General features: G+C 61.3%; 27 protein-coding genes. 10 read left to right on the top strand and 17 right to left on the bottom strand.

The genetic code is table 11. From position 1 onward, the window contains the following. Window positions 1–28: 28 nt before the first annotated feature. Entirely contained in the window at window positions 29–679 is a 651-nt protein-coding gene (locus BBJ66_RS03815) for an esterase/lipase family protein (protein ID WP_071085148.1), read from the bottom strand. Window positions 680–828: 149 nt separating this feature from the next. Between BBJ66_RS03815 and BBJ66_RS03810 the strand changes: the two genes are divergently transcribed. Further along, window positions 829–1,863 carry a LacI family DNA-binding transcriptional regulator gene (locus tag BBJ66_RS03810; RefSeq protein ID WP_071085714.1) on the top strand — a complete coding sequence of 345 codons (1,035 nt, stop codon included), beginning with the start codon at window positions 829–831 and terminating at the stop codon, window positions 1,861–1,863. Here BBJ66_RS03810 and BBJ66_RS03805 read toward each other — a convergent pair. From BBJ66_RS03805 to BBJ66_RS03750, 12 genes are all read right to left on the bottom strand, one after another. Continuing rightward, window positions 1,860–2,870 carry a zinc-dependent alcohol dehydrogenase family protein gene (locus tag BBJ66_RS03805; RefSeq protein WP_071085146.1) on the bottom strand — a complete coding sequence of 337 codons (1,011 nt, stop codon included), beginning with the start codon at window positions 2,868–2,870 and terminating at the stop codon, window positions 1,860–1,862. The two genes, BBJ66_RS03810 and BBJ66_RS03805, sit on opposite strands and share 4 nt — an antisense overlap. A 56-nt stretch (window positions 2,871–2,926) precedes the next feature. After that, window positions 2,927–3,715: an L-iditol 2-dehydrogenase gene (locus BBJ66_RS03800; RefSeq protein ID WP_071085144.1), complete on the bottom strand. Its 789-nt coding sequence runs from the start codon at window positions 3,713–3,715 to the stop codon at window positions 2,927–2,929. Between the two features lie 102 nt (window positions 3,716–3,817). Beyond that, window positions 3,818–4,870 (bottom strand): carbohydrate kinase family protein, encoded by a 1,053-nt coding sequence (locus BBJ66_RS03795; protein WP_071085142.1) that lies wholly within the window; start codon window positions 4,868–4,870, stop codon window positions 3,818–3,820. Beyond that, window positions 4,870–5,541: a D-lyxose/D-mannose family sugar isomerase gene (locus tag BBJ66_RS03790; protein ID WP_071085140.1), complete on the bottom strand. Its 672-nt coding sequence runs from the start codon at window positions 5,539–5,541 to the stop codon at window positions 4,870–4,872. Before BBJ66_RS03790 ends, BBJ66_RS03795 begins: the two co-directional genes overlap by 1 nt. Next, the gene (locus tag BBJ66_RS03785) at window positions 5,541–6,695 is read right to left on the bottom strand and encodes a Gfo/Idh/MocA family protein (protein WP_071085138.1); all 1,155 of its coding nucleotides are present in this window, start codon (window positions 6,693–6,695) and stop codon (window positions 5,541–5,543) included. The genes BBJ66_RS03790 and BBJ66_RS03785 overlap by 1 nt, the downstream gene beginning before the upstream one ends. Window positions 6,696–6,718: 23 nt before the next feature. Then, window positions 6,719–7,543: a class I fructose-bisphosphate aldolase gene (locus tag BBJ66_RS03780; RefSeq protein WP_049733135.1), complete on the bottom strand. Its 825-nt coding sequence runs from the start codon at window positions 7,541–7,543 to the stop codon at window positions 6,719–6,721. Window positions 7,544–7,648: 105 nt separating this feature from the next. Then, entirely contained in the window at window positions 7,649–8,422 is a 774-nt protein-coding gene (locus BBJ66_RS03775) for an SDR family NAD(P)-dependent oxidoreductase (protein WP_071085136.1), read from the bottom strand. A gap of 11 nt (window positions 8,423–8,433) precedes the next feature. Continuing rightward, window positions 8,434–9,159, bottom strand: a complete 726-nt coding sequence (locus BBJ66_RS03770) for an SDR family oxidoreductase (protein WP_071085134.1) — start codon at window positions 9,157–9,159, stop codon at window positions 8,434–8,436. A 31-nt stretch (window positions 9,160–9,190) separates the two neighbouring features. Then, window positions 9,191–10,468 (bottom strand): D-tagatose-bisphosphate aldolase, class II, non-catalytic subunit, encoded by a 1,278-nt coding sequence (locus BBJ66_RS03765; RefSeq protein WP_071085132.1) that lies wholly within the window; start codon window positions 10,466–10,468, stop codon window positions 9,191–9,193. Further along, window positions 10,468–11,445 carry a tagatose kinase gene (locus tag BBJ66_RS03760; RefSeq protein WP_071085130.1) on the bottom strand — a complete coding sequence of 326 codons (978 nt, stop codon included), beginning with the start codon at window positions 11,443–11,445 and terminating at the stop codon, window positions 10,468–10,470. Before BBJ66_RS03760 ends, BBJ66_RS03765 begins: the two co-directional genes overlap by 1 nt. Window positions 11,446–11,475: 30 nt before the next feature. Beyond that, the gene (locus tag BBJ66_RS03755; protein WP_049733140.1) at window positions 11,476–12,690 is read right to left on the bottom strand and encodes an ROK family transcriptional regulator; all 1,215 of its coding nucleotides are present in this window, start codon (window positions 12,688–12,690) and stop codon (window positions 11,476–11,478) included. Window positions 12,691–12,751: 61 nt separating this feature from the next. After that, the gene (locus BBJ66_RS03750) at window positions 12,752–13,636 is read right to left on the bottom strand and encodes a sugar phosphate isomerase/epimerase family protein (RefSeq protein WP_049733141.1); all 885 of its coding nucleotides are present in this window, start codon (window positions 13,634–13,636) and stop codon (window positions 12,752–12,754) included. Window positions 13,637–13,930: 294 nt separating this feature from the next. Here BBJ66_RS03750 and BBJ66_RS03745 point away from each other — a divergent pair, with 294 nt between their 5' ends. From BBJ66_RS03745 to BBJ66_RS03720, 6 genes are all read left to right on the top strand, one after another. Then, entirely contained in the window at window positions 13,931–15,364 is a 1,434-nt protein-coding gene (locus BBJ66_RS03745) for an extracellular solute-binding protein (RefSeq protein ID WP_049733142.1), read from the top strand. A gap of 97 nt (window positions 15,365–15,461) precedes the next feature. Then, entirely contained in the window at window positions 15,462–16,337 is an 876-nt protein-coding gene (locus BBJ66_RS03740; RefSeq protein ID WP_071085128.1) for a carbohydrate ABC transporter permease, read from the top strand. 4 nt (window positions 16,338–16,341) lie between these two features. Beyond that, the gene (locus BBJ66_RS03735; protein WP_049733144.1) at window positions 16,342–17,178 is read left to right on the top strand and encodes a carbohydrate ABC transporter permease; all 837 of its coding nucleotides are present in this window, start codon (window positions 16,342–16,344) and stop codon (window positions 17,176–17,178) included. Between the two features lie 4 nt (window positions 17,179–17,182). Next, on the top strand, window positions 17,183–17,389 hold the full coding sequence (locus BBJ66_RS03730) for a DUF2160 family membrane protein (RefSeq protein ID WP_071085126.1): 207 nt from the start codon (window positions 17,183–17,185) through the stop codon (window positions 17,387–17,389). A 52-nt stretch (window positions 17,390–17,441) separates the two neighbouring features. Beyond that, the gene (locus tag BBJ66_RS03725) at window positions 17,442–18,503 is read left to right on the top strand and encodes an ABC transporter ATP-binding protein (protein ID WP_071085124.1); all 1,062 of its coding nucleotides are present in this window, start codon (window positions 17,442–17,444) and stop codon (window positions 18,501–18,503) included. 12 nt (window positions 18,504–18,515) lie between these two features. Then, window positions 18,516–19,241 (top strand): SDR family oxidoreductase, encoded by a 726-nt coding sequence (locus BBJ66_RS03720; RefSeq protein ID WP_071085122.1) that lies wholly within the window; start codon window positions 18,516–18,518, stop codon window positions 19,239–19,241. 28 nt (window positions 19,242–19,269) lie between these two features. On the opposite strand, the gene BBJ66_RS03715 is transcribed toward BBJ66_RS03720, so the two are convergent. Together BBJ66_RS03715 and BBJ66_RS34525 are read right to left on the bottom strand one after the other, a co-directional pair. After that, window positions 19,270–19,470 (bottom strand): hypothetical protein, encoded by a 201-nt coding sequence (locus BBJ66_RS03715; RefSeq protein ID WP_190238016.1) that lies wholly within the window; start codon window positions 19,468–19,470, stop codon window positions 19,270–19,272. 144 nt (window positions 19,471–19,614) lie between these two features. After that, window positions 19,615–19,929: a hypothetical protein gene (locus BBJ66_RS34525; RefSeq protein WP_128146112.1), complete on the bottom strand. Its 315-nt coding sequence runs from the start codon at window positions 19,927–19,929 to the stop codon at window positions 19,615–19,617. Between the two features lie 18 nt (window positions 19,930–19,947). Between BBJ66_RS34525 and BBJ66_RS03710 the strand changes: the two genes are divergently transcribed. Further along, window positions 19,948–21,930 carry a diguanylate cyclase gene (locus BBJ66_RS03710; protein WP_071085120.1) on the top strand — a complete coding sequence of 661 codons (1,983 nt, stop codon included), beginning with the start codon at window positions 19,948–19,950 and terminating at the stop codon, window positions 21,928–21,930. Here BBJ66_RS03710 and BBJ66_RS03705 read toward each other — a convergent pair. Further along, a complete protein-coding gene (locus BBJ66_RS03705) occupies window positions 21,927–22,700 on the bottom strand; it encodes a response regulator transcription factor (RefSeq protein ID WP_049733149.1) in 774 nt (257 codons plus the stop codon). The genes BBJ66_RS03710 and BBJ66_RS03705 overlap by 4 nt on opposite strands. Before the next feature lie 114 nt (window positions 22,701–22,814). Between BBJ66_RS03705 and BBJ66_RS03700 the strand changes: the two genes are divergently transcribed. After that, entirely contained in the window at window positions 22,815–23,123 is a 309-nt protein-coding gene (locus BBJ66_RS03700; RefSeq protein ID WP_071085118.1) for a hypothetical protein, read from the top strand. 348 nt (window positions 23,124–23,471) lie between these two features. Here the strand turns inward: BBJ66_RS03700 and BBJ66_RS03695 are convergent, their stop codons facing one another. Beyond that, window positions 23,472–24,560, bottom strand: coding sequence for a hypothetical protein (locus tag BBJ66_RS03695; protein ID WP_049733150.1), 1,089 nt, complete (start codon window positions 24,558–24,560; stop codon window positions 23,472–23,474). Between the two features lie 473 nt (window positions 24,561–25,033). Between BBJ66_RS03695 and BBJ66_RS03690 the strand changes: the two genes are divergently transcribed. Next, window positions 25,034–25,606 carry a hypothetical protein gene (locus tag BBJ66_RS03690; protein WP_049733151.1) on the top strand — a complete coding sequence of 191 codons (573 nt, stop codon included), beginning with the start codon at window positions 25,034–25,036 and terminating at the stop codon, window positions 25,604–25,606. Window positions 25,607–25,679: the final 73 nt, after the last annotated feature.

The raw sequence follows: 25,679 nt of genomic DNA, 5'->3' as shown, positions 1-25,679 counted from the left end.
TGTCTGGATGAGGCAGCTCCGTCCGTGTTCAGTCCTTAAACCGCCCATCCTGCAGAAACGACAGGGCTTGGTTCCACATGGTCTTGTTGACGGGCAAGAAAGTGTGGTTGGCGGCAATGACGATATGCGCCGCCGCGCCGTCGAGACGCGTGCTCTCCACCGAAACCTTCCCGTCATTCGGAACCCTGAGGCCGATGATGAGGGAAGAGACCGGGTCGATGGTGCGGTTCCCGGCGATGATGCCAAGTTCGTAGTCGACCATGCCGAACAGCTCGGTCATTTCGGTTTGATCGGTAATCAGCTGTTGCCCCGCCGGTCCATAGAACTTCCTGTAGAGCGGCCATGTCTTGAGGAAATCGGCAATCTCGCTGCCGTTGTTCGGCGTTCCGACCATGATCACTCTGCCAAGGTTGGGCGGGCGATCGTTCCTGAGGAAAGCGCGGATGATGAGCCCACCCATCGAATAACCGACAAAATGCACACGGCCGTCGCCGGCCTCCTTGGCAGCCGCGTCGATCTGCGGCCGAACGATATCGACGAGATCGCTGATCGAAAACCTGGTGGAGGGGTAACCGACATTCACGACCCGATAACCGTTGCCGGACAGGAAGGCCGCGAGCTTCTCCATGCTTTTCTTCGTCCGGGCAATGCCGTGAAAAAGGATGACCGTGTCGTTCATCAGATGTCCCGAATAGCCATAGATTCGAAAGCTTGGTTGTGGCGTAGGAATTCCTTAAATCGGAATCGATTTAAGGATAAGTTGTGCAGCATTCAAAGTGCTACAGCGTCTTTCGGTTGGCGCTGCGCAAAGAAAGAAATGCGGGGCCTGTGACGACCAGCATCAGACATATCGCCAAACTTGCAGGAACGTCGGTCTCTTCGGTCTCGCGGGTGCTCAACAACAGCGGTTACGCCTCGCCTGAGCTCAGGGACCGCGTCGAGGCGGCGATCCGAACACTGAACTACACACCCAGCAAGGGCGCCCGCATGCTGCGCGGGGCACCCAGCCGGATGATCGGGCTGATGCTGCCGTCGATCGACGTGCCGTTCTTCGGCATCCTCGCCCACGCCATCGAACAGGAATTGTTTCAGCACGGCTATCAGACGCTGATCTGCAGCACGGCGGAAAATATGGATCACGAGGCGCGCTATCTTTCCATGCTGCTTGCCCAGCGCGTCGACGGCGTCATCGTCGCCAGCGCTTTCGGCAGCATCGAGCATTTCGGGGTGCTGCGCGACGCCGGCATTCCGATCATCGCCATCGACCGCGAGCTGAACGGCATCGCCGACGACGCTGTCATGGCCGATCACGAGGAAGGCGGGCGGCTGATGGCGCGCCATCTGATCGGCCTCGGCCACCGGGCGATCGCCATCGTCGCGGCGCCGGCCCACAGCCAGCCCATCCAGCTGCGCCTCCAGGGCATCACGGCGGAAATGGCGAAAAACGGCATCGCGCCTGCGGCCGTGGCCATGGCGGAAGAGCACAGCTTTGCGGAGACCTACCGGCTGGCGCGCGAATTGCTGGCTTCTCGACCCGATATCACCGCGATCATCGGCACCACCGATATTTCCGCGATTGCCGCAATCCATGCCGTCCAGGATCGCGGATTTTCCGTTCCGAACGACTATTCCGTCGTCGGCTTCGACGACCTGCCGGAGGCGGCCTATGTCTTTCCACGGCTGACAACGGTCGCGCAGCCGATCCGCAATGTCGGGCAGCAGGCAGCACGGCTGCTGGAGGCGCTGATTGAGGACCAGCAAACGGGGGACGGATTGCGACAGGCTGCGGTGGTCAAAGTGCCGGTCACGCTGATCGCGCGCGATTCCACCGGCCCCGTCCGCAGCGCAAAAAACCCGCTTTAGGGCCGGACGATGACCTTGATCTCGCCCGGCAACGGCGCGTTGCCCACCACGTCGGCGACCTCATCGAGACCGATGGTTCTGGTGACCAATGCGTCCAGTTCCAATGCTCCGCTTGCGACCATTGCCGCAGCGCGCGAATGGGTGAAGGGGTTGAGGTAGGCCGGCCTGATATCGACTTCGTTGATCAGCAGATCGAAGGGCAGAACCGGCACCTCGACACCCGCAGGCGTCACCCCGAAAAGCACGAAGGTGCCACCGCGCCGCGCCATCCTCAGACCGCTTTGAAGCGTGTCGCTGACGCCGGCGCACTCGATGACCACATCGACGCCGCCTTTGGTGACCTCTCGAACGGACGCGACCGTGTCCGAAGAATTCGGGTCGAAGGCGTGCGTCGCTCCCAGGCGCAGGGCGGCCTGGCGTCTCGATTGCTGCCGCGTGATCAAAATGATCTCGCCAGCCCCCGCCAGACGGGCCAGCTGCACCATCAGCAGGCCGATCACACCGCCGCCGAGGATCGCGACGCCGTCGCCCGGACGGATCCCTGCCTTGTCGATGGCGTGGATGCAGCAGGCCAGCGGTTCGGAGAAGGCGCCGTGGACGGGATCGAGGCCGGCAGGCAGGATGAAGGCCTGCGCCTGCGGCACCGCCACATAATCCGCAAAGCCGCCATCCCGCGTCACGCCGATGGCGGCCAGTCTCTCGCACAGGTTCGGCCGCGCCCGGGTACAAGCAGGACAAGTGCCGCAAGCGATATTCGGGTCGACCGTCACCAGCTCGCCGCCGGCAAAGCGGGTGACGCCATCGCCGATCTCTTCGACGATGCCGCAGAATTCGTGGCCCAGCGTGACGGGGATCGCGGTCGGATATTCGCCCTTGTACATGTGGCGATCGGAGCCGCAGATGCCGGCGGCAGCAACCCGGACAAGCAGCTCGCCCCGCCCGGCAACCGGTTTCTCAACGCTGCGCATGGTCAAAGACCCGATCGATTCCAAGCGTACAGCTCTCATTCCACTCCTCCAGACCTCAAGCTCGATTGCCTATTCCTGCCGATGAAGCGAAGCGCTCAGCTCATGACATTGCCGCCGTCGACATTGTAACACTGCGCCACGATGTATGCTGCATCCGGCCCGGCCAGGAAGGCGGCCATGGCGGCCTGTTCCTCGGCGGCGCCAAATCGTCCGGCGGGAACGGCAGCGGCCACGCGGCGCTTGAAGTCGCCGGGTTTCAACCCTTCCCGGCCGCCGAGTTTTGCATCGACGACGTCCCACATCGGCGTATCGACGACGCCGGGAGCGATGGCGTTGACATTGATCCCGTAACGGATCAGCTCCAGGGCACAGCTTTGCGTGATGCTGATGACGGCCGCCTTGGAAGCGCAGTAAGCCACCGCCGGTCCTTCGCCCCGACGCCCCGCCTGGGACGAGAAATTGATGACGCGTCCACCGGCCCCTCTCTCCACCATGTGCCGGGCGACAGCCTGCGTCATGAAGATCAGGCCTTCGATATTGACCTGAAACACCTTGGCCGTCCGTTCCCGGGATATTTCCAGGATAGACTCGACCTCGTAGATGCCTGCGGCATTGACCAGGATGTCGATCTTGCCGGCGGCGGCGATGGAAAAACGCACGGTCTCTTCGATGCTGTCCTGGCTGGTCACATCGAGCGCCACACCCCAGGCTTGAGCACCGATCGCCGCCGCCACGCGTGTGCATTTATCCCCGTCGAGGTCCGCGACCACGACCCTGGCGCCTTCGGCGGCGAAGCGTTGGCAGACCGCCTTGCCGATGCCGCTGGCGCCGCCCGTGACCAATGCCACCTTGCCGGAGAGCCGCCCATTTTCTGTAGATGTCATCGCGCTGTCTCCCCAGCTGCATCCAAACCGGCAAAGCCGCCGTGCGCGGCTGCCATGGTGAATAGCTTCATTTGCTCCTCCCTTTTGACTGCCTGGCATCGGCTAGGCGGGGTTCGTCTCCTTCGCCTCCCGGAGGAGGATAGACATGTCGGGAATGCCGTCGGTGGCCGTCGCGCCCGTCAGGCAATACGCAGCCGCAGCATGGGCGACGGTGCAGATATGCTCGACCGGCCAGTTTTCATGCAGGCCGTAAAGCACGGCGGCACAGAAGGCGTCTCCGGCGCCGACCGTGCTGACGATGTCATCGGCATCGACGGGTCGTGAACGCGTCGTGATCGGGGCAGCGCCAGGCGCGAACCAGAAGCATATCTCCGGCGCGTGGATGACCGCTCCCCTGGTGACGCCTGCGGCCAGCAGTCGCTCGCCGGCCTTCAAAAGCCCCGACTCGATCAAATCTCCCTTCGCATCGCGAACGACAAGGCCGGTTGCCCGGCCGGCCTCCATTTCGTTGATGATCAGGAAATCGCAGAAGGGCAGAGCGACACCCACCTTGGCCGCAAATTCCGGATCTTCGCTCGAGACGAAATCCACGCAGGTCGTCAGCCCCGCGCAGCGAGCGGCTTCGAGCAGGCGCGAGGCTCCCGACCGACCGTCGGGGCCTATTCGGTCGAGACCCGGCAACAGCATGAGATAACCGAGATAGAACAGCCGATAGCCGGCCTCGGCGAAGGCCGCGGGTGAGATGCGTTTGTCCGTGACGGCATCGTTGGCGCCGCCATGATAGAAGAAGGTCCGGTTCTGACCGGGCACATTCATCACATGCGTATGCGCCGTCACCCGGTCGGCAAGCGCGGTGAGACCGCCGATATCGACGCCGGCCGCCGCAAGCCTGGCCTTGACGATCTCTCCGTCCGGATCGGCGCCAATGCATCCCGCCGCCGCCAGCTTTCCGGGAAATCCAAGCGAGGCGAGATCGGTGACGACATTGGCAGCCCCGCCCCCGACGCCGAGATCCTGATGCAGGATATGGGCGAGATTGCCCTGTTCGGGCCAATAGGACAGGGTGTGGACGCGATCGACAATGAAGTTTCCGGCGCAAACGATACCGCCCTGCTTCAGACCGCCCTGATGGTGAACCTCCTCCCCGGTTCGCATCAAAGGCCTCCTTCGTTCCACAAGGGCCTGAGCGGCGGCTCGTCTTCCTCGATCGCGGCAAAGCGGCCGATCGGCTCCAGAAAGAAGTTATCGCTGTTGTCGTCGTTGACCTGGCTGACCTCGCCGACAAGGACAGGTCCGCCGCCTTGCCTGCCGTAGAAGCGGTGGTAAAGCCCGGTGCGGATCGTGACGCTTCGGCCGGGCTCGAGGACCAGCGGCTCCCATGCGGCGAGCCGGCGCGGCAGGCCGTCGACCGGAACCGTCACATCATCCTTCGACACATTGCCCTCGGCATCGGTTGCGGCGAATTCGATGACGAGATCGCCGCCGGCGCGATTGATGATGTCTTCCATCTTGGCCGCGTGCCGGTGTGTCGGCGTGACCTGCCCTTCCCCGACGAAGAGCAGCTTTTCGGCATAGGTCCGTTCACCCTCGACACCCACGATGCCATTGCGCAGGCAAAACAGCACGAGGCCGCACTCGGCAAATCGGTTCGAGCCGAAATCGGTGACATCCCACCCGAGTTGATGGGCGCGCAGATAGGCCGATTCCTGGGGATGAGTGGCAAAGTCCGCCGCCGTCCAATAGCCCCAAGCCGGCAGGGACCAGTGCCAACGATCGAGGGTCGCGTTTGCCCGCTGCAACGCGGCATTGATCTCCGAGCGCTGCATCAGCGCTCCGCCCCGGCATACTCCACCGGCACCACGACGTCCTCGCGACCGGATTTGAGGGCTGCCGTCAGCACCGCATGATGCGCCTGCGCTTCCGCCGGCGTCGCGCAGCCGAAGCCGTTCGCATCGCCTCCGGCAAGCTCGTCGACGAAGGCCGCCCACATCTGCTGTATGGCGTCGGCAAAACCGAATTCGAAGATCTTGCCGGTGATGGCGGGAAACAGCGAGCCGTAGCCGAGATCCTCGGTGCTCCAAGCCTGTGCGCCGCCATTGTAATCCATCCACTGCCACTGACGCGGCGACTTCGTGCTGAAGAATGCGCTTTTCTTCATGCCGAGAACGCGGATGTACCAGCTGTTGGATTCGCCGGGCGCGATGCGCCAGGTCTTCAGCACCATCGGGAAATCCTGATCGCCGGTGCGTACGCGGCTGCTGATCGTGGCATTGTCCCAGGTGGTGCAAGGCAGCATGCCGCCCTTGCCGTCGGGACGTTCGGTGACTTTCTTGACCAGTTGTGCATGCAGGGTGGCCGGGCGCCAGCCGAGACGCAGGGGCACATGCAGCACATGCATGCCGAGATCGCCCATGCAGCCATAGTCGCCGTTGATCTCGGCCATGCGCTTCCAGTTGATCGGCTTTTGCCGGTCGATGTCCGAAGAGTGCAGGAAACCCGCCTCGACCTCGAGGATCTCCCCCATGTCGCCGCTTTTCGCCAGCGCGATGACCTTTTGGGCGCCGGGAAAGAACGGCATTTCCGACGAGCAGCGGACCAGCAGTTCGGGGTGCTCGGCAAGAGCCGCCATGATCTCCCGGTTCTGAGCGGCGTCCATGCCGAAGGGCTTTTCGCCGAGAAGATGCTTTCCGGCCCTTATGACGTCGATATAGAATTGCTGGTGCAGCACATGCGGCACGGCACAATAGACCGCATCGACCTCGGGATTGGCCAGAAGCTCCTTATAGTCGGCGGTGAACTGGCGAACGGTCGGCACATGATCCCTGAACCAGTCGAGCAGCGTCGCGTTGGTATCGCAGACGGCGACAATTTCCGGCCGCGCCTTCACATCGGCCAGATGCAGCCAGCGCGCCGCAGCACTGGCGAACTCGCGCCCCATCAGACCGCAGCCGATGACGCCGAAGCGGAATGTTTTCGTCATGACATGTCCCTCCCAGACGCGCGTCAGCCAATATGCAGAGAGGCCTGCTCGACGGAAGCCTTGTCATGGACGATCGCCATCAAGGCCCGCGTCATGCCGCCGGGATTGTGATGCTGGATGACGTTGCGGCCATAGACGATGCCACGGGCGCCCTGCTCCATCAACTGCTTGGTGCGGGACAGGATTTCCTGATCGGAAACGCGGCCGCCGCCGCGCACCAGCACCGGCAGGCCCTGGGCGATCTCGACCACGCGGTGATATTCCTCGACATTGTCGCATGGGTCGGCCTTGATGATGTCGGCCCCGAGTTCGGCCGCCTGGCGCACGAGCGGCAGGATCTTGTCGATCGCACCATCGACCATATAGGCGCCCTTGGAATTGTCCTGCATGACGAGCGGCTCGACCATCAGCGGCATGCCATAGATCTCGCATTGGCGCTTCAGGCTGTTCACGTTGCGCACGCAGGCCCGATAGACGTCCGGCTGGTCCGGCAGCATCAGAAGATTGACGACGACGCAGGCGGCATCCAGTGCAACGCCCTGTTCCACCGCCCTGTCGATCATTTCGGAAAACAATCGAGACGGCAGGGGATTGCCGTAGATATTGGCGATGTCGGTGCGCAGCACCAGGGCCGGGCGTTGTTTGCCGGGAATGGCCTGCAGAATGGGCGCGGTGCCCGGCGGAAGCTGAATGGCATCCGGGCCAGCCTCGGCGATCACCTCGATGGCGGTCTTCATATTCTCGATGCCGGCGAGGAAGGTCCGCTCATTGAACATGCCGTGATCGATGGCAACGTCAAAACAATTTCCGGACACGCCGAAAAGTCGGTTCAACCGTGCGGATTTCATCAGGCTCCTCCCAGATGTGGTAACGTTTCCATATTCGAATAGACGGCGCGGAATTACGAGTCAAGAAAATGTGGTAACGTTTCCATATTCATTATTCCCCAAGAACTACCAGCAGGTGAACCCTGCATCGACATTGACGATCGCTCCGGTCATCAGGCTGGCGGCGCCCGATGCGAGGAAGAGGACCGCGCTTGCAACCTCCTCCGGCGTTCCCATCCGTCCCATCGGCGTGTCGGCGAGCCAGAGCGGAATCCGCTCGCGATTGGCTTCGACGGCCACCACCATCGGTGTCTCGATGTAGGTGGGCGCAACGGCGTTTACCCTGATGCCGTGCTGCGCCCATTCGGCAGCCAGCGAGCGCGTGAGGTGGTGGACCGCCGCCTTCGAGACGTTGTAGGCCGTCTGCGGTTGCGGCCGGTTGCAGATGTGCCCCGACATCGAACCGAGATTGACGATGGTGCCGTGTTTCATCGAGACCATGTGACGGCCGAAAGCGCGCGAGCACCAGAAGACGCCGTTGAGATTGACGTCCATCATGCGCAGCCAATCGGCGTCGCCGAGATCCTCCGCCGGGATGCCGCTCTGGCCAATCCCGGCATTGTTGACGAGGATCGTCGCCGGCCGGCCGGCGTCGGCAAGCTCGGCGGCAATCGCCTCCATACGGGCCGCGTCGGTGACGTCGCCGAGCCGGATGTCGACGTCGTAGCCCTTGTCGCGCAACGCGAGCGCTTGCCGGGCGTCGGCCTCGGCGCGTTCGATGACGACAACGGCAGCACCCGCCTCCGCCAGCGCCTCGGTACAGCAGAGCCCGATCGCGCGCCCTCCGCCGGTGACCACCGCACGCTCGCCGTCGAGGCGAAATTTCTGCAGGTAACTCATATCAGGCTCCTTCAGATGTCGAATGCGCTGGGAAGCACCACGATATCGCGGATGGTGACGTTGCGCGGCCGGGTCAGCATGAAGATGATCGCATCGGCGACCTCCTTGGGCTCGATCAAAGCCCCAGCCTCCTTGGCCTTGCGAAGGTTTTCCTCCGGCCAGTCCGCGAGCAGAGCGCTGATCACCGGCCCTGGAGATACCGAGCCGACACGAATGCCGTTTTTCAGAAGCTGGCGCCGCATCGTCTGGACGAAGCAGGTCATCGCCCATTTCGACGACGAATAGACCGGCTCCCATGGGATTGCCGAATGCCCGGCGACGGAGCTTGTGACGACGATGTCGCCGGTGCCGCGTTCGATCATGTGCGGAATGACATTGTGAACGTTCTTGATGACGACATTCACATTGAGATTGAGCATCCGATCGATCGTGTCGAGGTTGGTTTCAACAAGGTCGCCGCCGATATAGGTGCCGGCATTGGCATGCAGGATATCGAGCCTGCCCGTCTTCGACAGGACGCCCTCGAGCAATCCGGCGCACTCGTTCGGGTTCAGCAGGTCGATCACCAGCGGAATGGCGCGCTCGCCGAGCCGGCCGCAGACAGCCTCGAGCGCCTTTTCATCCCGATCCACCAGCACCACCGTTGCGCCGGCGGCGAGCATTGCCTCGGTCGAGGCCAATCCTATGCCTGAGGCCGCACCCGTGACCGCCGCGATCTTCCCATTCAATTCCGTCATCGTTTTCTCCTCCTATCTTGATCTCGATTGCTCAATTCTTCCCGACGCCGCAGGCGGCGTGATAGTCGGCGAGGCTCTTCGTCACTCTCCAGATCAGAACCTCTTCCGGATCGAGCGGCGCGTCTGCGAAGTGCTGCGCGGCCGGCATATGCTGCCAAAGCAATGGCAGCGGAACGGATTGCCCCCGAAGGGCCTCGTACAGGCGCCGGACGGCGCCTTGCGCTTCAGCCGACGCCCAGTAGTAACGGATGCGGTCGGAGAGCGAGTAATGCCGCAGCCAACGCATCTCGGCCTCTGTGCCGTGGTAGTGGCGGCGCCAATTGCCCGGCTGATCGAGCATCAGCGCTTCCATCGCCGCATAGAGCGGACGCTGGCCGTAGTCGGGCAGGAGGTCCGAAGCGATCGCATCAAGCGCATAGAGGGCCTCGCGCAGGACAAAGGTCAGTTCGGGACCGACTTTCAGAATCGGAAACCCGTCCTTCACCAACGCGGCCAACGGCCCGGTGCCCTGATAATCCGTCGAGTGGGCCTCGAACACGAATTGCGGCTCCTCGCCGAGCACCGATTGCAGCGCCTCTATCTTGCTGCTGTCGTACAGAATGACGTTGTGATTACCGAACTCGACACCCGGCTGAACGACCAGGCCGATCGCCCGGCCAAACGCTTGCCCGAGTCCGGCCTCCGCGAAGATCCGGCGGTGGACTTCGATCGTCTTCAGCGCCGCCGCGGCAGCCGTCGGTTCGATCGTTGTCAGGGCATGATCGGCCCCGCCCGGCGGCGGCACTTCGGTGCCGATGACGTAAACCGGCATTGCGCCACCGGTCTTCCCGGCCGAAGCCTCGGCGACTGCGGCAAGCCGGGCGGCGCGATGGGCGGTGGTTTCGTCGTCGAGCGCCATCGGCTCGCCCTTGCAGCCCATCGAGGCGTCGAGGTGAATCTTGCGGAATCCGGCATCGACATAGGCGGCAACCATTTTCTCCGCCTCGGCCATGGCCTCTTCCGCCGGGCGGTCCCGCCAGGGATTGGGGCCGAGATGGTCGCCGCCGAGAACGATGAGTTTTTCAGGGCACCCCTCCTCCTCCGCGATCGTCATGACGAGGGACGCAAAATCGCTCGGCGTCATCCGGGTATAGCCGCCGAGGTGATTGACCTGGTTGCAGGTCGCCTCGATCAGCACTGTGCTTTGCTGTTGCCGCCCGTGCCGGAGCGCGGCACGCAGCACGACCGGATGGGCGGAGCATACGGAGGTGACGCCTCTGGGGTGGCCTTCGATCCTCAGCCCGGCCAGTTCGTTGAGATGCACCCGCATCACGACCGCCTTTCCGTTGCAGCGATAAACGCATCGAGTTCCGCACGGGTGCCGGCACCTTCCATCGGGCCCAGCACCATCACGTTGCGGGCGCCGGCGGCCGACGCATAGGTCAGCGCCTGCTGGGGAGACATTCCGAGCCGCCGGCAGGTGAGATAGGCGCCGCCGAAGCAGTCGCCGGCGCCCGTGGGATCGACCTCCTGAACTAGAAATGCCGGGGCGTCGATGCGGTCTCCCTGGTGGGCGAAGTAGGTTGCGCCGTCGGCTCCGCGCTTCAGCACGATCTCCTTGACGCCAAGCTCGAACAGGCGGCGGATCGCTGCCGCTTCGCCTTCGACACCTGCGGCACGCTCAAGCTCCTCTCCGGAAGGCAGAAGCAGATCGGCGGCGGCGACAAGCCTGGCAAAGCGGCGCTCGGTATCCTCGTCGAGCTTCAATTCCTTGCGGATGTTCGGATCGACCGAAAGCGTTCCCCCGCGCGCCTTGACGATGTCGACCGCCTTGTCGATCACCGCGCGGGCACTCGGGACCGACAGAGCGGAGCCCATCACGTGAAGATGTCCGCTCCGATCGATCAGATCGCTGACCACTTGGGACCAGCCGAAGCGCGCGGCTGCCGAGGTGGCGATGTTGTAGACGAAATCTCTGGAGCCATCCTTCCGGTAGCGAACGAAAGCGCTTCCCGAGGGATAGTCGGGATCGATCGAGATCGCCGAGATATCGACGCCGTCGCGTTTGAGGCGATCGGTATTGACCCGGCCGAAATCGTCATCGCCGACGGCGCCCACCATCGCGGCCTGACCGCCGAGCCGTCCGCATTGCGAAATGAAGATCGCCGGCGCGCCGCTCGCAAACGGACCGACCAGCGGCTGGGCTTCGCGGAATCCGTCTCCAACCGTCGTTGCGACGATCTCGACGAGGATCTCCCCGACGCAAACCGTGGGACCAAGCGCGTCCGGAGCCAGTATTGATGCCATGTGCAATCCTGCTTTCGATCCCTGTTGTCTTTAACTCAGTGCCGATTGGACCGGCGCACCGTCCTCGCTGCCGAACTCCTCGTTCTCAAGCGACAGAAAGCGCTGGTGCAGCATGCATGCGGCCCCGAAGGCGGAGCCGAACTCCGCATCATCGTCCACGACGATCTCCGGCGTGGGGAAAGCGATGTTCTGGCCTTCCGACATGTGGACCGCCACGCGGGCGGCCACCATCGGATAGAGGGATGCCACCGAGCCGCCCAGCACGATCCTGTCCGGGTCGAGCAGGCGACAGGCCTGCAGCAGTGCATAGGCGAGATGGCGCGACCAGGTTTCGGCGATATTGACCGCGGCCGGGACACGATCGCGAACGTCGCCAAGGAAGTCCTGCAGATCAGCGTCCTCGCGCCCGACGGCCTCACGATATTGCCTGATCAGCACCTCGCGGCCGATCAGCTGCTCGAACTTCTGGCCGCCGCTTCCCGGCACCAGCGTGTGGCCGATTTCTCCCGCCAGGCCGTGGCCGCCGCGAAACAGCTTGCCATCGATCATGATGCCGCCGCCGACGCCCGTTTCCATCAGCAGGAACAGGGTCACCCCTGCGGCACCGTGGCGATAGCTGTCGCCGATCGCAAAGGCGTTGGCGTCGTTTTCGACTGCGATCGGGACGGCGGCGGGGAAGGCGGATCGGCCGATCTCCTTCAACGGCACGTCCCGCCAGCCGATGAGCGGCGCCAGGGTGACGAATCCATCCGGCCGGATGTGGGCCGGCGTCGATATGCCGAGACCCTTGCACCTTTCGATCATGCTTTTCGCCATCGCGCCGATGATGAGCTCGATACCCTGCGCCACCGCCTCCTGCACCGTCGAAGAGGGCGTGTCGAACGCCATTTTCCGGCACGCCCGAACGTCGGCGGAGAGATCGACGACGGCTGCCGATATGTGCTCGACGCCAATCTCGATGCCGACGAAGAAGGCGGCGTCGGGAACCAGTTCGAGCATGATGCCGGGACGGCCGGCACGGGAATGTTCCAGGCGCGGCTTGCCGCTCTCCTCCGACTCCCGGACGAACCCGCCTTCCGTCAGTTCGCCGACGATCTCCCCCGAGGATGAGCGGTTCATACCGAGCTTGCGAGCGAGATCGGCCCGGCTGAGGCTTCGGTGGGCGTAGATCGTCTGCAAGGCGGCGACGATATTGTTCTGCCGGATCCTGCGCGGCGAACTTCCGATGGAGACGGTGTCGTTCATATTTCAATTCCCTTCAAGCCGCCCACCCTTACACGACTGGAACAGGCTGTCAGAAGGATAATCAGGGCCGCGCGTTTGTGGCGCGGCGACGCTTGGCCTCGTCATATTTCAGCTCGATGTAGCGCTTTGCGTGGGCGGCAAGCGGATCATTATCCTCCCAGGTATCACGCCAGATCGCGCAGGCGAGCGACAGGCCTTCATCGACGACCGTCGTCGAGAAGCTTTCGAACACAATGTCTCTGTCGTAGCCGATGTCGAGCAGGGCGTCGAAGATCAGATCGAAGTCGATGACGCCGTCGCCGAGATAGCCGCGATTGCTTTCGCCTATGTGGAAGTAACCGATCTTGTCGCCGGCAAGACGGATGGCGGCGGCCGGATTGGCTTCTTCGATATTCATGTGGAACGTATCGAGATGGAGACGAACATGCGCCGATCCCGTCTCGGAGATGAACTTGAGCCCCTGGGCCGTGGTGTTCAGCAGGTTCGTCTCGAACCGGTTGACCACCTCCAGCACGAGATCGACATTCGCCTGCCTGGCGACCTCGCCGGTCGCGGCGATCGCGGCGACGCTGTTGTCCCAGCCCTTCTTCGTCGGCTGACGATTGTACTTGGTGTGCGCGGAATAAAGAATCCCGCCGAGCTTGTTGCCGCCGATATCGCGGACCGCACGAACGGCATCGGCCAGCGTCTGCCTTCCCGCGTTCACCGCTGCAGCGTCCTCGCTCGATACGTCCTTGTCGAGCGGCAGACCCATGGTCACGCCGATTTCCACATCCAGAGACTGGGCCAGCCTTGCCAGCCGATCGAGATTGAATTTCTCGGGGCGCAGATAGGCAAATTCGATGGTGCGATATCCGTGTTCGGCGGTCTTGTTGAGGGCCATCTCCAGCCCTTCCTGCGTTTGGCCGCCTGTCCATACAAATGAATGGATACCCAATCGACGCATAGGTTTTCCTCCGCGATATTCCCGTGATTATGGACAGTGCTATGTCATTTAGTTCGGCAACACAACAAATAATTTTTGGAACGGCTTTTTGCTGCCTCGCAAACTTTCCTTGCATTGCAGCATTTTAACTCGACTACCATTGCTACCACTCCCTTTGACGAGATTAGTTCTCGCAAAATTCAATGGGATAGACGATAGATTTGCATGTTTAGACAACAAATATTGCGCTGTTGGCTTTTTTGGCCTACACAAGCACCGGCGAAATAATCTCGCTGCTATCTGGGAGGATTGGAAATGCACTATGCTTTGAAGGCGAGCGCGCTTGCGCTGACGCTCGGCCTCGCCACGACTGCTTCGCCGGCCCGGGCTGATTTCTGGTCTGACGCCGGGGCTAAATACAAGGGCGTGACGCTGCACGGCGTCACCGAAAGCACCCCGCCATCGAACTACATCAAGAACGTGCTCGCGCCGGAATTCGAAAAGAAGACCGGCATCAAGGTCGAAATCGAGACGACATCCTGGGATCAGATGTACGACAAGGCCATCAAGGACATGGAAGCCAAGACCGGCATCTACGACATGGTCTATATCGAGCAGGACATCATCTATTCCTATCTCGCCAGGAATTTCCTCGTTGACATCACCAAGACGCTGAAGGACCAGCCGGATCTGAAGGCGCCGACCTACGACGATACGAACTTCACCAGCTTCGCCGACTACTTCAAGGATGCCAACGGCGATCTCTTCGGCACGCCGATGGAAGCTTTCCTGAAGACATATCTCTATCGCAAGGATCTCTTCGACGATCCGAAGATCAAGGAGGCCTTCAAAAAGGAGGCCGGCAAGGACCTGAAGCCAGCGACCACCCACGAGGAATACACTGAGATCGCCGAGTTCTTCACCAAATACGGCAAGGACAACGGCCTGGAGCTCTGGGGTACGACCGCTCAGGCCCATACGGGCCATCCGGCGTCCTGGTACGAATTCTTCGAATCCATCGTGCCGACGTTCGGCGTCTATAATTGGGGCATCGACGCCAAGAACAATTATGCGGCGACGGTCGAACACGGCGGCACGATGAACGGCGACAAGGCGAAGGCCGCGTTGAAATACTGGCTGCACCTGCGCGACATCGCTCCGCCGGAATCGACGCAGTCGACCTGGACGGAGACGGCAACAACCTTCGCGGCCGGCCGCGTCGCTCAGGGGCTGATCTACGGTGAGAATGCCGCGTGGATTGCAAGCGATGCCGCGCAGTCGAAGGTTGTGGGACAGGTCGGGTTCGCACTGCCGCCGCTCGAGCCGGGCGTGCTGGACGATGCGAAAGCCGGAAAGGGCTATATCGGTTACTACGATGGCGGCGCCTTCGGCGTGCCGGTCACGTCGAAGAACAAGGAAGCGTCGCTGCTGTTTCTCGAATTCATCGGCCAGAACGAAGTGCAGCCCGACTGGGCCATCGCCGCGCCGCGCATCACCAACAAGGCAACGTTCGACGATCCGAAGGTGAAGGAGATGGACACCAAGCTCGGCGGCTTCTACACGATGCTGAAGGACGAGGGCAAACTCTTCGCCGGCGCTCCTCCCTACCCCTTCCATGCGCAGGTGCGTGAAGCGACCGCTCCGATCTTCTACGACATCCTGACCGGCAAGATCGCCCCCGATGAAGGCCTCGACCAGATGGCGGCCAAGGCCGAAGAAGAACTGACATCGCTCGGCTATCGCAAATAAACATCCTCCCCGACTGACGGGTCGTGTCCTACGACCCGTCATCTTTCGCTTCCTGCGTGGGGCGGACGTCGACATCAGGTTCAATGGGGGATAGGCGATGCATTCGCAGAAGCTCGGGTGGCTGTTGCTGTCACCGACCATAGTGATCCTCGGGCTGTTCGGGATCTTTCCGTTCATCTACGTCCTCTGGGTCTCGTTCCATGCATGGAACCCGTTCGCGGCCAATCCGGGCATGGTCTTCAACTGGTCCGACAACTATCGGCGGCTCGTCTTCGACGCCCAGTTCCTGGCCTCGCTCGGCATCACCCTGGCATTCGTCTTCTTCGCGGTCGTGTCGGAGCTGGTCCTCGGCTATGTCCTCGCCCAGGCGCTGCTCAAGGATTTTCCAGGGAAAGCGGTGTTTCGCACCATCCACACCCTGCCGCTGATCATGGCGCCGATCATCGTCGGCTCCGTGTGGAAGCTGATGACCACACCGTCGATCGGCATCATTCCCTATCTTCTCAGGAGTTGGTTCGGCTACGATCTGAATATCGGCCAGAGTGCTGCCGCAGCCTTCACCGTCACGGTGATCATGGACATCTGGCACTGGACGCCACTCGTCACCCTTTCGCTGATCGCCGCCCTGGTCTCGCTGCCGCCGGATCCGTTCGAGCAGGCGCAGATCGATGGCGCGGGCAAGAGTCAGATCTTCTGGCACATCACGCTTCCGCTGATCCGCCCGGCGCTCATCGCCACGGTGTTCATCCGGCTGATGGATGCGCTGCGCACCGTCGACGAGGTCCTGATGCTGACCGGCGGCGGCCCGGGTTCATCGACCCGCTACATCGGCGTCCATATTTTCAGGGAAGTCTTCCCCAAGACGAACTACGGCTACGGTTCGGCGATCTCGGTCATCGTCCTTTACCTCACCATCGTCGTCTGCTGGCTGCTCTATGTCGGCCTGATTGCGCCCCGTGTGAAGAGAGGCTGACGCGATGAAGACGCAGAACCCCTGGCTGCCGGTCGTGCTGTGGATCCTGATCAGCCTCGCGACGCTTTTCCCGATCTACTGGCTGTTCGTCATATCGGTGAAACAGCCCTTCGACCTGTTCTCGACGCCCGACGTCGTTCTCCGCAGCTTCTTCTGGAAGAACTACCAGGATGTGCTGACCAATCCGACCTTGCGCCGATACATGCTCAACTCGATGATCATTTCGTCGGGCAATGCGCTGCTCGTCACGACGCTCGGCTTTTTTGCCTGCTACGCGCTGACGCGCTTCGACCTCGCCGGCAAGGAAAGCATCTTCTTCTGGACGATCACCAACCGCATGGCGCCTCCGGCGGTCTTCCTGCTGCCGCTTTTCCTGCTGCTGACGCAGGTCTACAAAATCGGCGACTTCTCGCTCGCCGATTCCCGGCTGGGCATGATCCTTGTCTACTGTTCCTTCAACCTTCCTTTCGCCATCTGGACGCTACGCCCGACCGTCGAAGGAATTCCGAAGGAGTTGGACGAAGCCGCCTATATGGATGGCGCAAGCCCATGGACCGTCCTCTATGACATCATCTTTCCCCTGGCACGGCCAGGGCTTGCGGTGACGCTGATCCTGACCTGGGTATTTGCGTGGAACGAATACCTGCTGGCCGCGACGCTCACCAACTTCAATGCGCGGACCCTGACCACCGGCCTGTCGGAATATGTGACGACCACGGGGACGGCCTGGGGGATCATGGCCGCGATTTCGATGCTGACATTGGTTCCGGCGCTCATCGTCTTTTCGGTGGTGCAGCGCCACATCGTGGCCGGCCTGACTTTCGGTGCGGTGAAAGGGTGAAGCCATGACCTCTCCATCAGAAAACAACCCACGCAAGCCGGGATTTCTGCCGATCGAAACGAACTGGTTCGACCGGCTCTTCATCTCGGTGGTGATCTGGGTCGCGCTCTCGCTGTTCTGGATGCGGTTCATCGAGCCGTACGGGCTTTCCGTATGGTGCGCGGCGGCAATCTCGGCGGTTCTCGGCACCTATATCGTCTGGAAGGGATGAGCCGATGGCTTCCGTCAACACACAAGCCGCGCTGTTTTAGGGAGGAACGACATTGGCAAATGTACAGGTTAGCGACGTCACCAAGAGATATGGCGCGCTTCAGGTGATGCATGGCGTCAGCGTCGACATCGACGACGGCGAATTCGTCGTGCTGGTCGGCCCTTCCGGATGCGGCAAATCCACCCTGCTGCGGATGATTGCCGGTCTCGAGACCGTCAGCGGCGGGGACATTCGGATCGGCGGCCGTGTCGTCACCAACGCTCCGCCGAAGGAGCGCGACATCGCGATGGTCTTCCAGAGCTACGCGCTCTACCCCCATAAGACGGTGGCCGAGAACATGGGCTTTCCGCTGAAGATGGCCCGGCGCCCCAAGGCGGAGATCGACGAAAAGGTCGGCAGAGCGGCCGAGATCCTCGACCTGACGCGCTATCTCGACCGCTATCCGAAGCAATTGTCGGGCGGGCAGCGTCAACGCGTGGCGATGGGCCGCGCCATCGTCCGCGATCCGCAGGTCTTCCTGTTCGACGAGCCGCTGTCCAATCTGGACGCCAAACTTCGCGTCACCATGCGTGTCGAAATCAAGGAGCTTCACCAGCGGCTGAAGACCACCACCGTCTACGTCACCCACGATCAGATCGAGGCGATGACGATGGCGAGCAAGATCGTGGTGATGCGCGACGGCAGGGTCGAGCAGATCGGCAAGCCGCTCGATCTTTACGACTTCCCGGTCAACCTCTTCGTCGCCGGCTTCATCGGCAGCCCATCGATGAACTTCCTTCAGGGTCGCGTTGCGTCACGCGACGGCAGGAAAGTCGTCGTCACCGACCAGGGCGTCGCCCTTCCCATTGAAAACACCAATGCGGATGACGGACGGGCCGTCACCTACGGCATCCGGCCGGAGCACATCACGATCGGCGAGGACGGCGTTCCTGTGGAGGTATCGGTGTTCGAGCCCACCGGCTCCGAGACATTGATCTTCGGCCGCACGGGAGGCGTGCCGATCGACGCGCTGATCCGCGAGCGCATCGAGGTGGCGCCCGGACGGACGATGTACTTCCACATCGATCCCCGGCGTGCGCATATCTTCGATCGCGAAACGGGCCAGAGACTGTAAGGGGAGGCGACCATGGATTTTAATGGAAAGACGGTCATCGTGACCGGCGCCGGCAAAGGCATCGGACGCGAAATTGCGCGCATGCTCGTCGAACGGGGTGCGCAGGTCGTCGCTCTGACCCGCAGTGCCGCCGACGTCGACGCGCTGCGAGTGGAACCGGGCTGCCGCGCCATCCAGGTCGATCTCGCCGACGCCGAGGCGACGAGGAAGGCGGCGATCGCCGCTTTGCCCGCGGATTTCCTCGTCAACTGCGCCGGCACCACCGAATTGCAGCCGTTCCTGGATACGACAGTCGAAGCGTTCGATCGTCTTGTCGCGGTCAACACCCGTGCGCCGATGATCGTGGCGCAGGAATATGCCCGTTTCCTGATCAAGGAGGGCCGCAAGGGCGCCATCGTCAACGTCTCGTCGGTCGCCTCCTTCATCGGCATCCCCGACCACGCTGCCTATTGTGCCTCGAAGGGTGGATTGGACGGTTTGACGCGGGTCATGGCAAAGGAGCTTGGGCCGCACAGCATCCGCGCAAACGGCGTCCACCCGACGGTGACGCTGACGCCAATGGCGGTGAAGGCATGGAGCGATCCCGAAAAGGCGGCCGGGATGAAACAGCGCATTCCGGTCGGCCGCTTCGCCGAGCCGGAAGACGTCGCCGAGGTTGTTCTGTTCCTGCTCTCGGATGAGGCGGCGATGGTGAACGGGATATCGATGCCGGTGGACGGCGGCTATATGATTGCCTGAGGCCGGCAGCGCTGCGTCTTTTCCGGATCTACTGCACCAACCGGCGCAACTGATCCTGATCGACGAAATGATCCGTCACCCCGGCCTCTTTGTCAGGATGACTGAACACAAGACCGTCGGAATCCTCAAGCTCCAGCGCTTGCTCGGTATTCATAATCCCCAGCGGGTGGCGCTCGTACTCGGACTCGAGCGCCGCCTCGACGATGGCTTTTTTCTTGCGCATGTCCATGTCCTCCATTCCTTTAGGAGTAACGGACGGCCGGACTCGCGGTTCCCACGTGGGTTTCACGATATGAGACCAGCTGAAACGAACACCCGAGGGCTGACACGCCGCGCGGCCGCCAGCGCAACCGTCTGATCCGTTTTGCGAAGTTTATCCGAATCGCGCAGGCAACTTCGGCGGCGTTTCGACGTCGGCATCCTTTGTTAACTTCTCGCCACGCCTTAATGGCTCCAGTCCTTCGAGCAATGTCTCGATGCGCTGAGCTTCGGCGCCGCTGCCGAACTCGTCACGCCACGAATGAATTGTGGCGCTTTCCCCGATGCCCATAAATGCACGACGTCCTGATGCTGCTCTCGAGGGGCAGCCGGACGGGCTTGCTTCCAACGACTGAGGTAAATGCATGATCTCGAGCAGCCTGCTGGTTATTGGCATGCGAGCGGTCGACGCAATCGGGTTGTCGATCATCCAGGCCGGAGCGCTGAAATGAGCGGCACCGGCATGAGCGCATTGTTGAAAATCGTCTTCAGACCGAAGGTGAGCCGGAAAACACGTCACACCCTTGCGTCGCGGGCTTTACGGCTGGCGGCGCTGCGTATCGCTCTGGTCTGCGCCTGCGCCGGCGGCGTATCCTATTTCATCAATCATTCGGCGCTTGAGCAGTCGGTGCGGTCGCAGCTCTCGCTTTCGACCGAACAGGCCTTGCAGCGCGAGTCTCTACCATTCCGTGAAGTGACGGATCTTCAGAAGAATTTCCTCGCCGAATTCAACAGGATCTACGCGATACCGGAAGCCCGGCAATCATTGGCCCGGGATTTCGACGATATCTTCTATCGCCATGAGGATGGATCCTATACCCAGCGTCCGGGATTGTTCGAAGGCGAACCCTTGCCCGATGGGCGCAGATTTCCCGACATGTCGGCGACCTACGCGCCTGACGTGACGCCTGAGGAGGACGTGAAGACGCGGTTTGCGCTGTCGTACCTGCTCTCTTACCAATTCGGTTCTGCCGCCAAGGGCCGCCTCTTCAATTTCTACGGCGTGGTTCCGGAAAAAGGCTTCCCGATCTATCAGGCTGCCGACATCGCCAAGGTTTTCACATATGAAGGGCCGGATGCGCTGAAGCTCGAAACCTTCGAATTTTTCTCCCGCGGCTTCGGCGGGCCTCAAAGCGATACTTTCTTTACGCGCATCTATTGGGACCCATCCAACAATGCCTGGATGACAACGATCGCGACGCCCGATGCGCCTGACGCTTCGGGCAAACATCGCATCATGGCGTGTGTCGACGTGCTGCTCGACGATCTGATGAAACGAACCGCCAATCCGACGCTGCCGGGCGCGCGGGCGACGATCTTTACGGCCGATGCCGAGGGGACCCTGATCTTCGACGGCAAATATAGCGATGCGATTACGGCCAGCGCCGGCACCGCCTCGATTTCCTCACTGGCGCTCACCGACTACCAGCCCTTGCTAAAGGCAAGCCAGTCGATCGGAGCGGGTTCGGTATCGCTCATCGACAGCACCAGCGAAATTACCGCCGTCGGCCGCATCCCGGATACGCCCTGGGTGCTTGCCGTCCACTATCCGAAATCTCTGATGCGGCCCGCCATCCTCACCAATCTCGGGATCGTCATCGCCGTTGGCCTGCTCACTCTGTTCGTCGAACTCTTCATCCTCCGTTCGATCCTGCAAAAGCAGGTCGCCGAACCGCTGGTGAGATTGATCCACGCGACGCAGTTGGTCGGCCGTTCCGGCGTTACCGTTGCCAACGACGCCCTGCCCACACACTCCGACGACGAGATCGGCGAGCTTGCCCGCGATTTTGCGTCGATGGCCGCGCGCGTTCACGCCGCCCATGAAGCGCTTGAGGGAAAGATCCGGGATCGAACGTCCGAGCTGGAGCGGCTCAATCAGAAGCTCCTGACGATCAGCCAGACGGACGAGATGACGGGCGTCGCCAACCGCCGTCGCTTCGACGAGGTTCTCGCAAGCGAGCTCGCCGGTCTTGGGCAAGGTCGGGACCTGCTGATGCTTGCCATGGTGGATGCCGATTGGTTCAAGGGCTACAACGACCGATACGGCCATCCGGCGGGAGACGCCTGCCTGAAGGAAATCGCCGGGGTGCTGGAACGCAATACGCGAAGCAAACAGGATCTGGTCGCCCGTTATGGCGGCGAGGAGTTCGCCATCATTGCGCGGATCGCCTCAGCCGGCAACGCGCCCGTCATCGGACAGGCTCTCTGTTCGGCGATGGCGACCGTCAAGCTGGCGCATGAGGGATCGCCTTTCGGGCATGTGACGCTCAGCGTCGGCATTGCGCTGGCGGCGCCGGATCAGAATATCTCTCCGGAAGCGCTATTGCTCGAAGCCGATCGCGCGCTTTATCGCGCCAAGCAGGCAGGGCGAAATCAAGCCGTCGTTGCCGAGCCTTCTGCTGACACGCAGATACAGCAAATAGGCGCCTAGCTCGGGGAGGCGTCAGGGCCGCCGGCGGCTCTTTGAATCAGGCGGGCAACCACTTCAGTGCGGTTCTGCGCCTGCAGCTTGCGCATGATGTGTTGCAGATGCATCTTCACCGTATGCCCCGACAAATTGAGTTTTCCGGCAATGACCTTGTTTGAACAGCCGGATTGCAACTCCGCGAGGACATCCGCCTCCCGGGGCGTGAAGTCGGCAAGCGCCAGGTACTGTGTCCTATCATCCAAGCTCTTTTCGGCCTCATTTCTGGCCGGACTATGCTCGTTTGAGCCGTTTGCGGCAGCTCCCAAAAGCTGTGGGAAAAATGTTCCTCCTGCCAGAACGAGACGAAGACCGGCAAGGGCAATGTCGATGGGAAGTGACGTCGAGAAAAATCCGCGGATGCCGATCTTGAGCGCCTGGCGAGCTATGATGGCGTCATCCGTACCTGAGAGCAACGTGATAGGAACCTCGGGAAAACGTGCAGCAATCGCGGCGAGATCATCACGCAGGCTGGCGCTCTCGACATCTCTGCCAGCCAGATCCAATGCGATCAAACGCACCTCGGCTCCGAGCGCTCGATCGAGACTCTCGGTCGAGCTCAAATCGATAAAGTTCCACCCGGCGAGTTCACGCTCAAGAAGCTTCACCACGGTCGTGCGCGCCAGTGTAGAATGCTCAATAATGATCACAGTTGGTGCATTGCGCCGGCGCTTTATTCCAGCACTGTCGGACACTTGCGTGCTCCCCAGAATATGTGCAACCCAACAGTTATTCATCCTATTCCAGTTCTCGCGACATGTCATGATAAAAAGCGAGTGTATTCTCGTTATCAATAGTCGAATCTCTCATGATAATTCTTATAGTCTATAAGATTTCATCGATAGATAACTGTGATCACAGAACACGGCAAAAAGATTGTTCATCATGAGCTGTCGGTTCGACTTGTTGCCGAAGACTTTCCATTCTTCGCCGAATTCACGTACGGCAAGCAGGTCAACAAAACTTCCAAAAGCACTGAAAATGCAACCGATCCGCTAGAGACCTATTCAGCAAAGAGCTGTTGGATATACCGAGCCGCCGATCGGCTCGGCTTTATCACCCGATCTCAATTCAAAGCAGTCGCAGACCTCGACAGCAAAACGACAAATGCGAAAGGCAACAAAAGCCTGAGATCGCCTATTACCCGTTATGATTACTGAAAACTGCGCTCTAATGACGCATTAATACCAGCCGGCATCGTTTCTCCTGGCAGCACCGCGCGGGCGCCGACAATGCCGATAAGGTCATGGCGGAAGGGTCGGTAGTTCTGTCGAAACCCGGGCGGAGGAAGCGATCAACATATGGCTTTGAAAAACGGCGCCAAGAACAATCTCGTGCAGTTGAGCGGCGCAATACGAGCGGGGAGTCTATCCTTCTAAAGCGCGTCGCGATCTTTCAGATTCGCTCCTTGCGCTTTAGCTCTTTGTTTTTACGCATGCATGTCGTTGCGGCAAAAGCGCTTCGCGCTTTGCCTGGGAAAACCGCGGCACACTTTTGCGCGACATGCTCTAGCTATGCATGAAACTCAGAATGTCATCGACGAGCGCCGAATGGGCGTCGGTGAGGTTACCCTCTCCGCCGTGGCCTGCGATGCCGGCCAGCTGAAGCGCGTGCTGATCATAGAGAACATGATCGATCTGTTGAGCGTCCGCCGTTCCACCGGCGGGAACGGCAATATTGATGGGATGGAAATAGCCGACATTGACGTCGACCATGCTGCCGGTTGACGATCCGACGCCGCCACCGCCACCGGCATGATTGCCGGTAAAAATCGTGTCCGACGACAGGTTGAAGCCACCGCCATTGCCGCCGATGCCAGCGATCTGCACAGTGCCCTGATCGAAAATGACATTGTTTGTCTGATGGGCCTCCGCCGAGCCGCCTGCGGCGCCGATGGCGATGTTGATCGGCGAGAAGATGGCAATACTCACGTCGACCATGCTGCCGACGAAATATCCATCGCCGCCGTGGCCGGCATAAAAGTCGCCGGTCAATGTCAGTGCAGTTCCCCCGCTCATCGGCGAGCCGTGGCCCGCGACGTTATGGTCTCCGCCAGAGCCGCCCATGCCGCCGATCTGAGTTGCGCCCTGCAGGAACATTGCGTTGTTCGATTGTTCGGCGTGAGCCTCCGCGCCGGGGCCTGCAGCCACAGCAGTATTCACGGGGGCAAACAGCGCGACTTCGGTGCTGACGAGCCCGCCGTAAAAGACCCCGTTGCCCCCGGTGCCGGCATGACCGCCACCATCGCCGCTGCCGATGGCAACATTGCCACTTCCGCCATTCCCGCCGATCCCAGCCATTTCGGTGGGATGCTGGTTGATAAGCGCATCGTTGCCCTGGAAGGCGTCGGCACCCGAATGAGGTCCCGCAATAGCCGCATTGGACGGCATGAAGACGGCCAGCGCATTGCTGCTGATCACGCCTTCGCTTATCCCGTCACCTCCGCTGCCGGCTGAATTGTGACTTGGACCGGAAGCGACATCCAACGGAAGCCAGGTCGGCACCAGTGCCAGATGCCCCGCGGCCACATTGGAGGCGAGGTGTTGATCGGTGCCCGTCTTGGGCAGGTCTTCCAATAAGGGCCGAGTTTCCGCCATTGCCGTCTCCATTCGCGGCCGACCGCACGTCCACCGAGCATGCGGCGCTATGCAGCCTGAATTGTTCCGGCATTGTGCCTCCGAACGTGGGAAAAGCAGAGCCTGCAATTCGTCTACATCCTGTCGGCTAGTTCCATAGCCATTTGGCGGTCATCTCGGCAGCGCCGGTTTTGCGCGTTTGCGAGCGTTGGAACCTTTGGATGATAGGCGCTGGCGTCGCTTCGACGAGGTCGCAGACATGATCATGACCATGCCGCCCTGCACCAAATCACCAAACATCGGCCCAAATAAATCTTCGGCATCTGCAAGTATACATCCGAAGGAATGTCTCCGAATATCTAGATAGGCCACAGATTAAATCGCGGGCAATATTCCCTGGCGGTTGTATTGGCTGCGGTGACATGCTGGACGCACGCCGCAGGGGGACGCCGTCAAACGAAATCAGACGCAACGAAGTAGAAGGAGTGACATCAATGCCTATTCCACAAATATCCGACACGATTCACCTCAATCACCCAGATGCAGGTGACGCCAATGCCGGCAACGGCGGTGATGGCCACAATGATGGAAACATCAACTACAACCCGGTTGCCTATATCTCGCCCGTGCAAACGGTCGACGGAGCATCCACCCATCTGCACAACGGCGATCACGTTTGGCAGACGGCAGATTGGGACGCCGGCGGCGGTGGAGCCGGTGGCTTGAGCCAGGCTCAGAATGGCTTCCTGGCATCGCTGACCAGCGGCGCCGGCGGCGCTGGAGGAAACGCCCACTCCAACGGCGATCAAAGCAATACGAGCGGCCATGACACGGCTTCGGTGGCTGCGGCGACGACCGCCACGCAATATACCCAGCTCGTAGCCGATCAGCATGCCACCATCCTCGCAGGCGTCGGCGGCAACGGCGGCAACGGGAATAACGCTCTGGGCGGCGACATCTCGTCAGCTCTGGTTCACACCAATCCCGACACGACGACGGTGAACAATTCCCTCGATCACTTCATAAACGCCTTCGGCCATATCGACGTCGACCATCTCGGCTCCTGACCTCAGGCCCTGAAGGTCGCCGGTTTCGGCCGGCGACCCTCCTCAATTGCCGAACCTGCAAGCAGCCTCCTTT

This window comes from Rhizobium sp. RSm-3, from assembly GCF_001854685.1.
GTDB lineage: Bacteria > Pseudomonadota > Alphaproteobacteria > Rhizobiales > Rhizobiaceae > Rhizobium > Rhizobium ecuadorense.
Note: the sequence above shows the minus strand (reverse complement) of the source record. Positions and strands in the feature narration are given on the sequence as shown.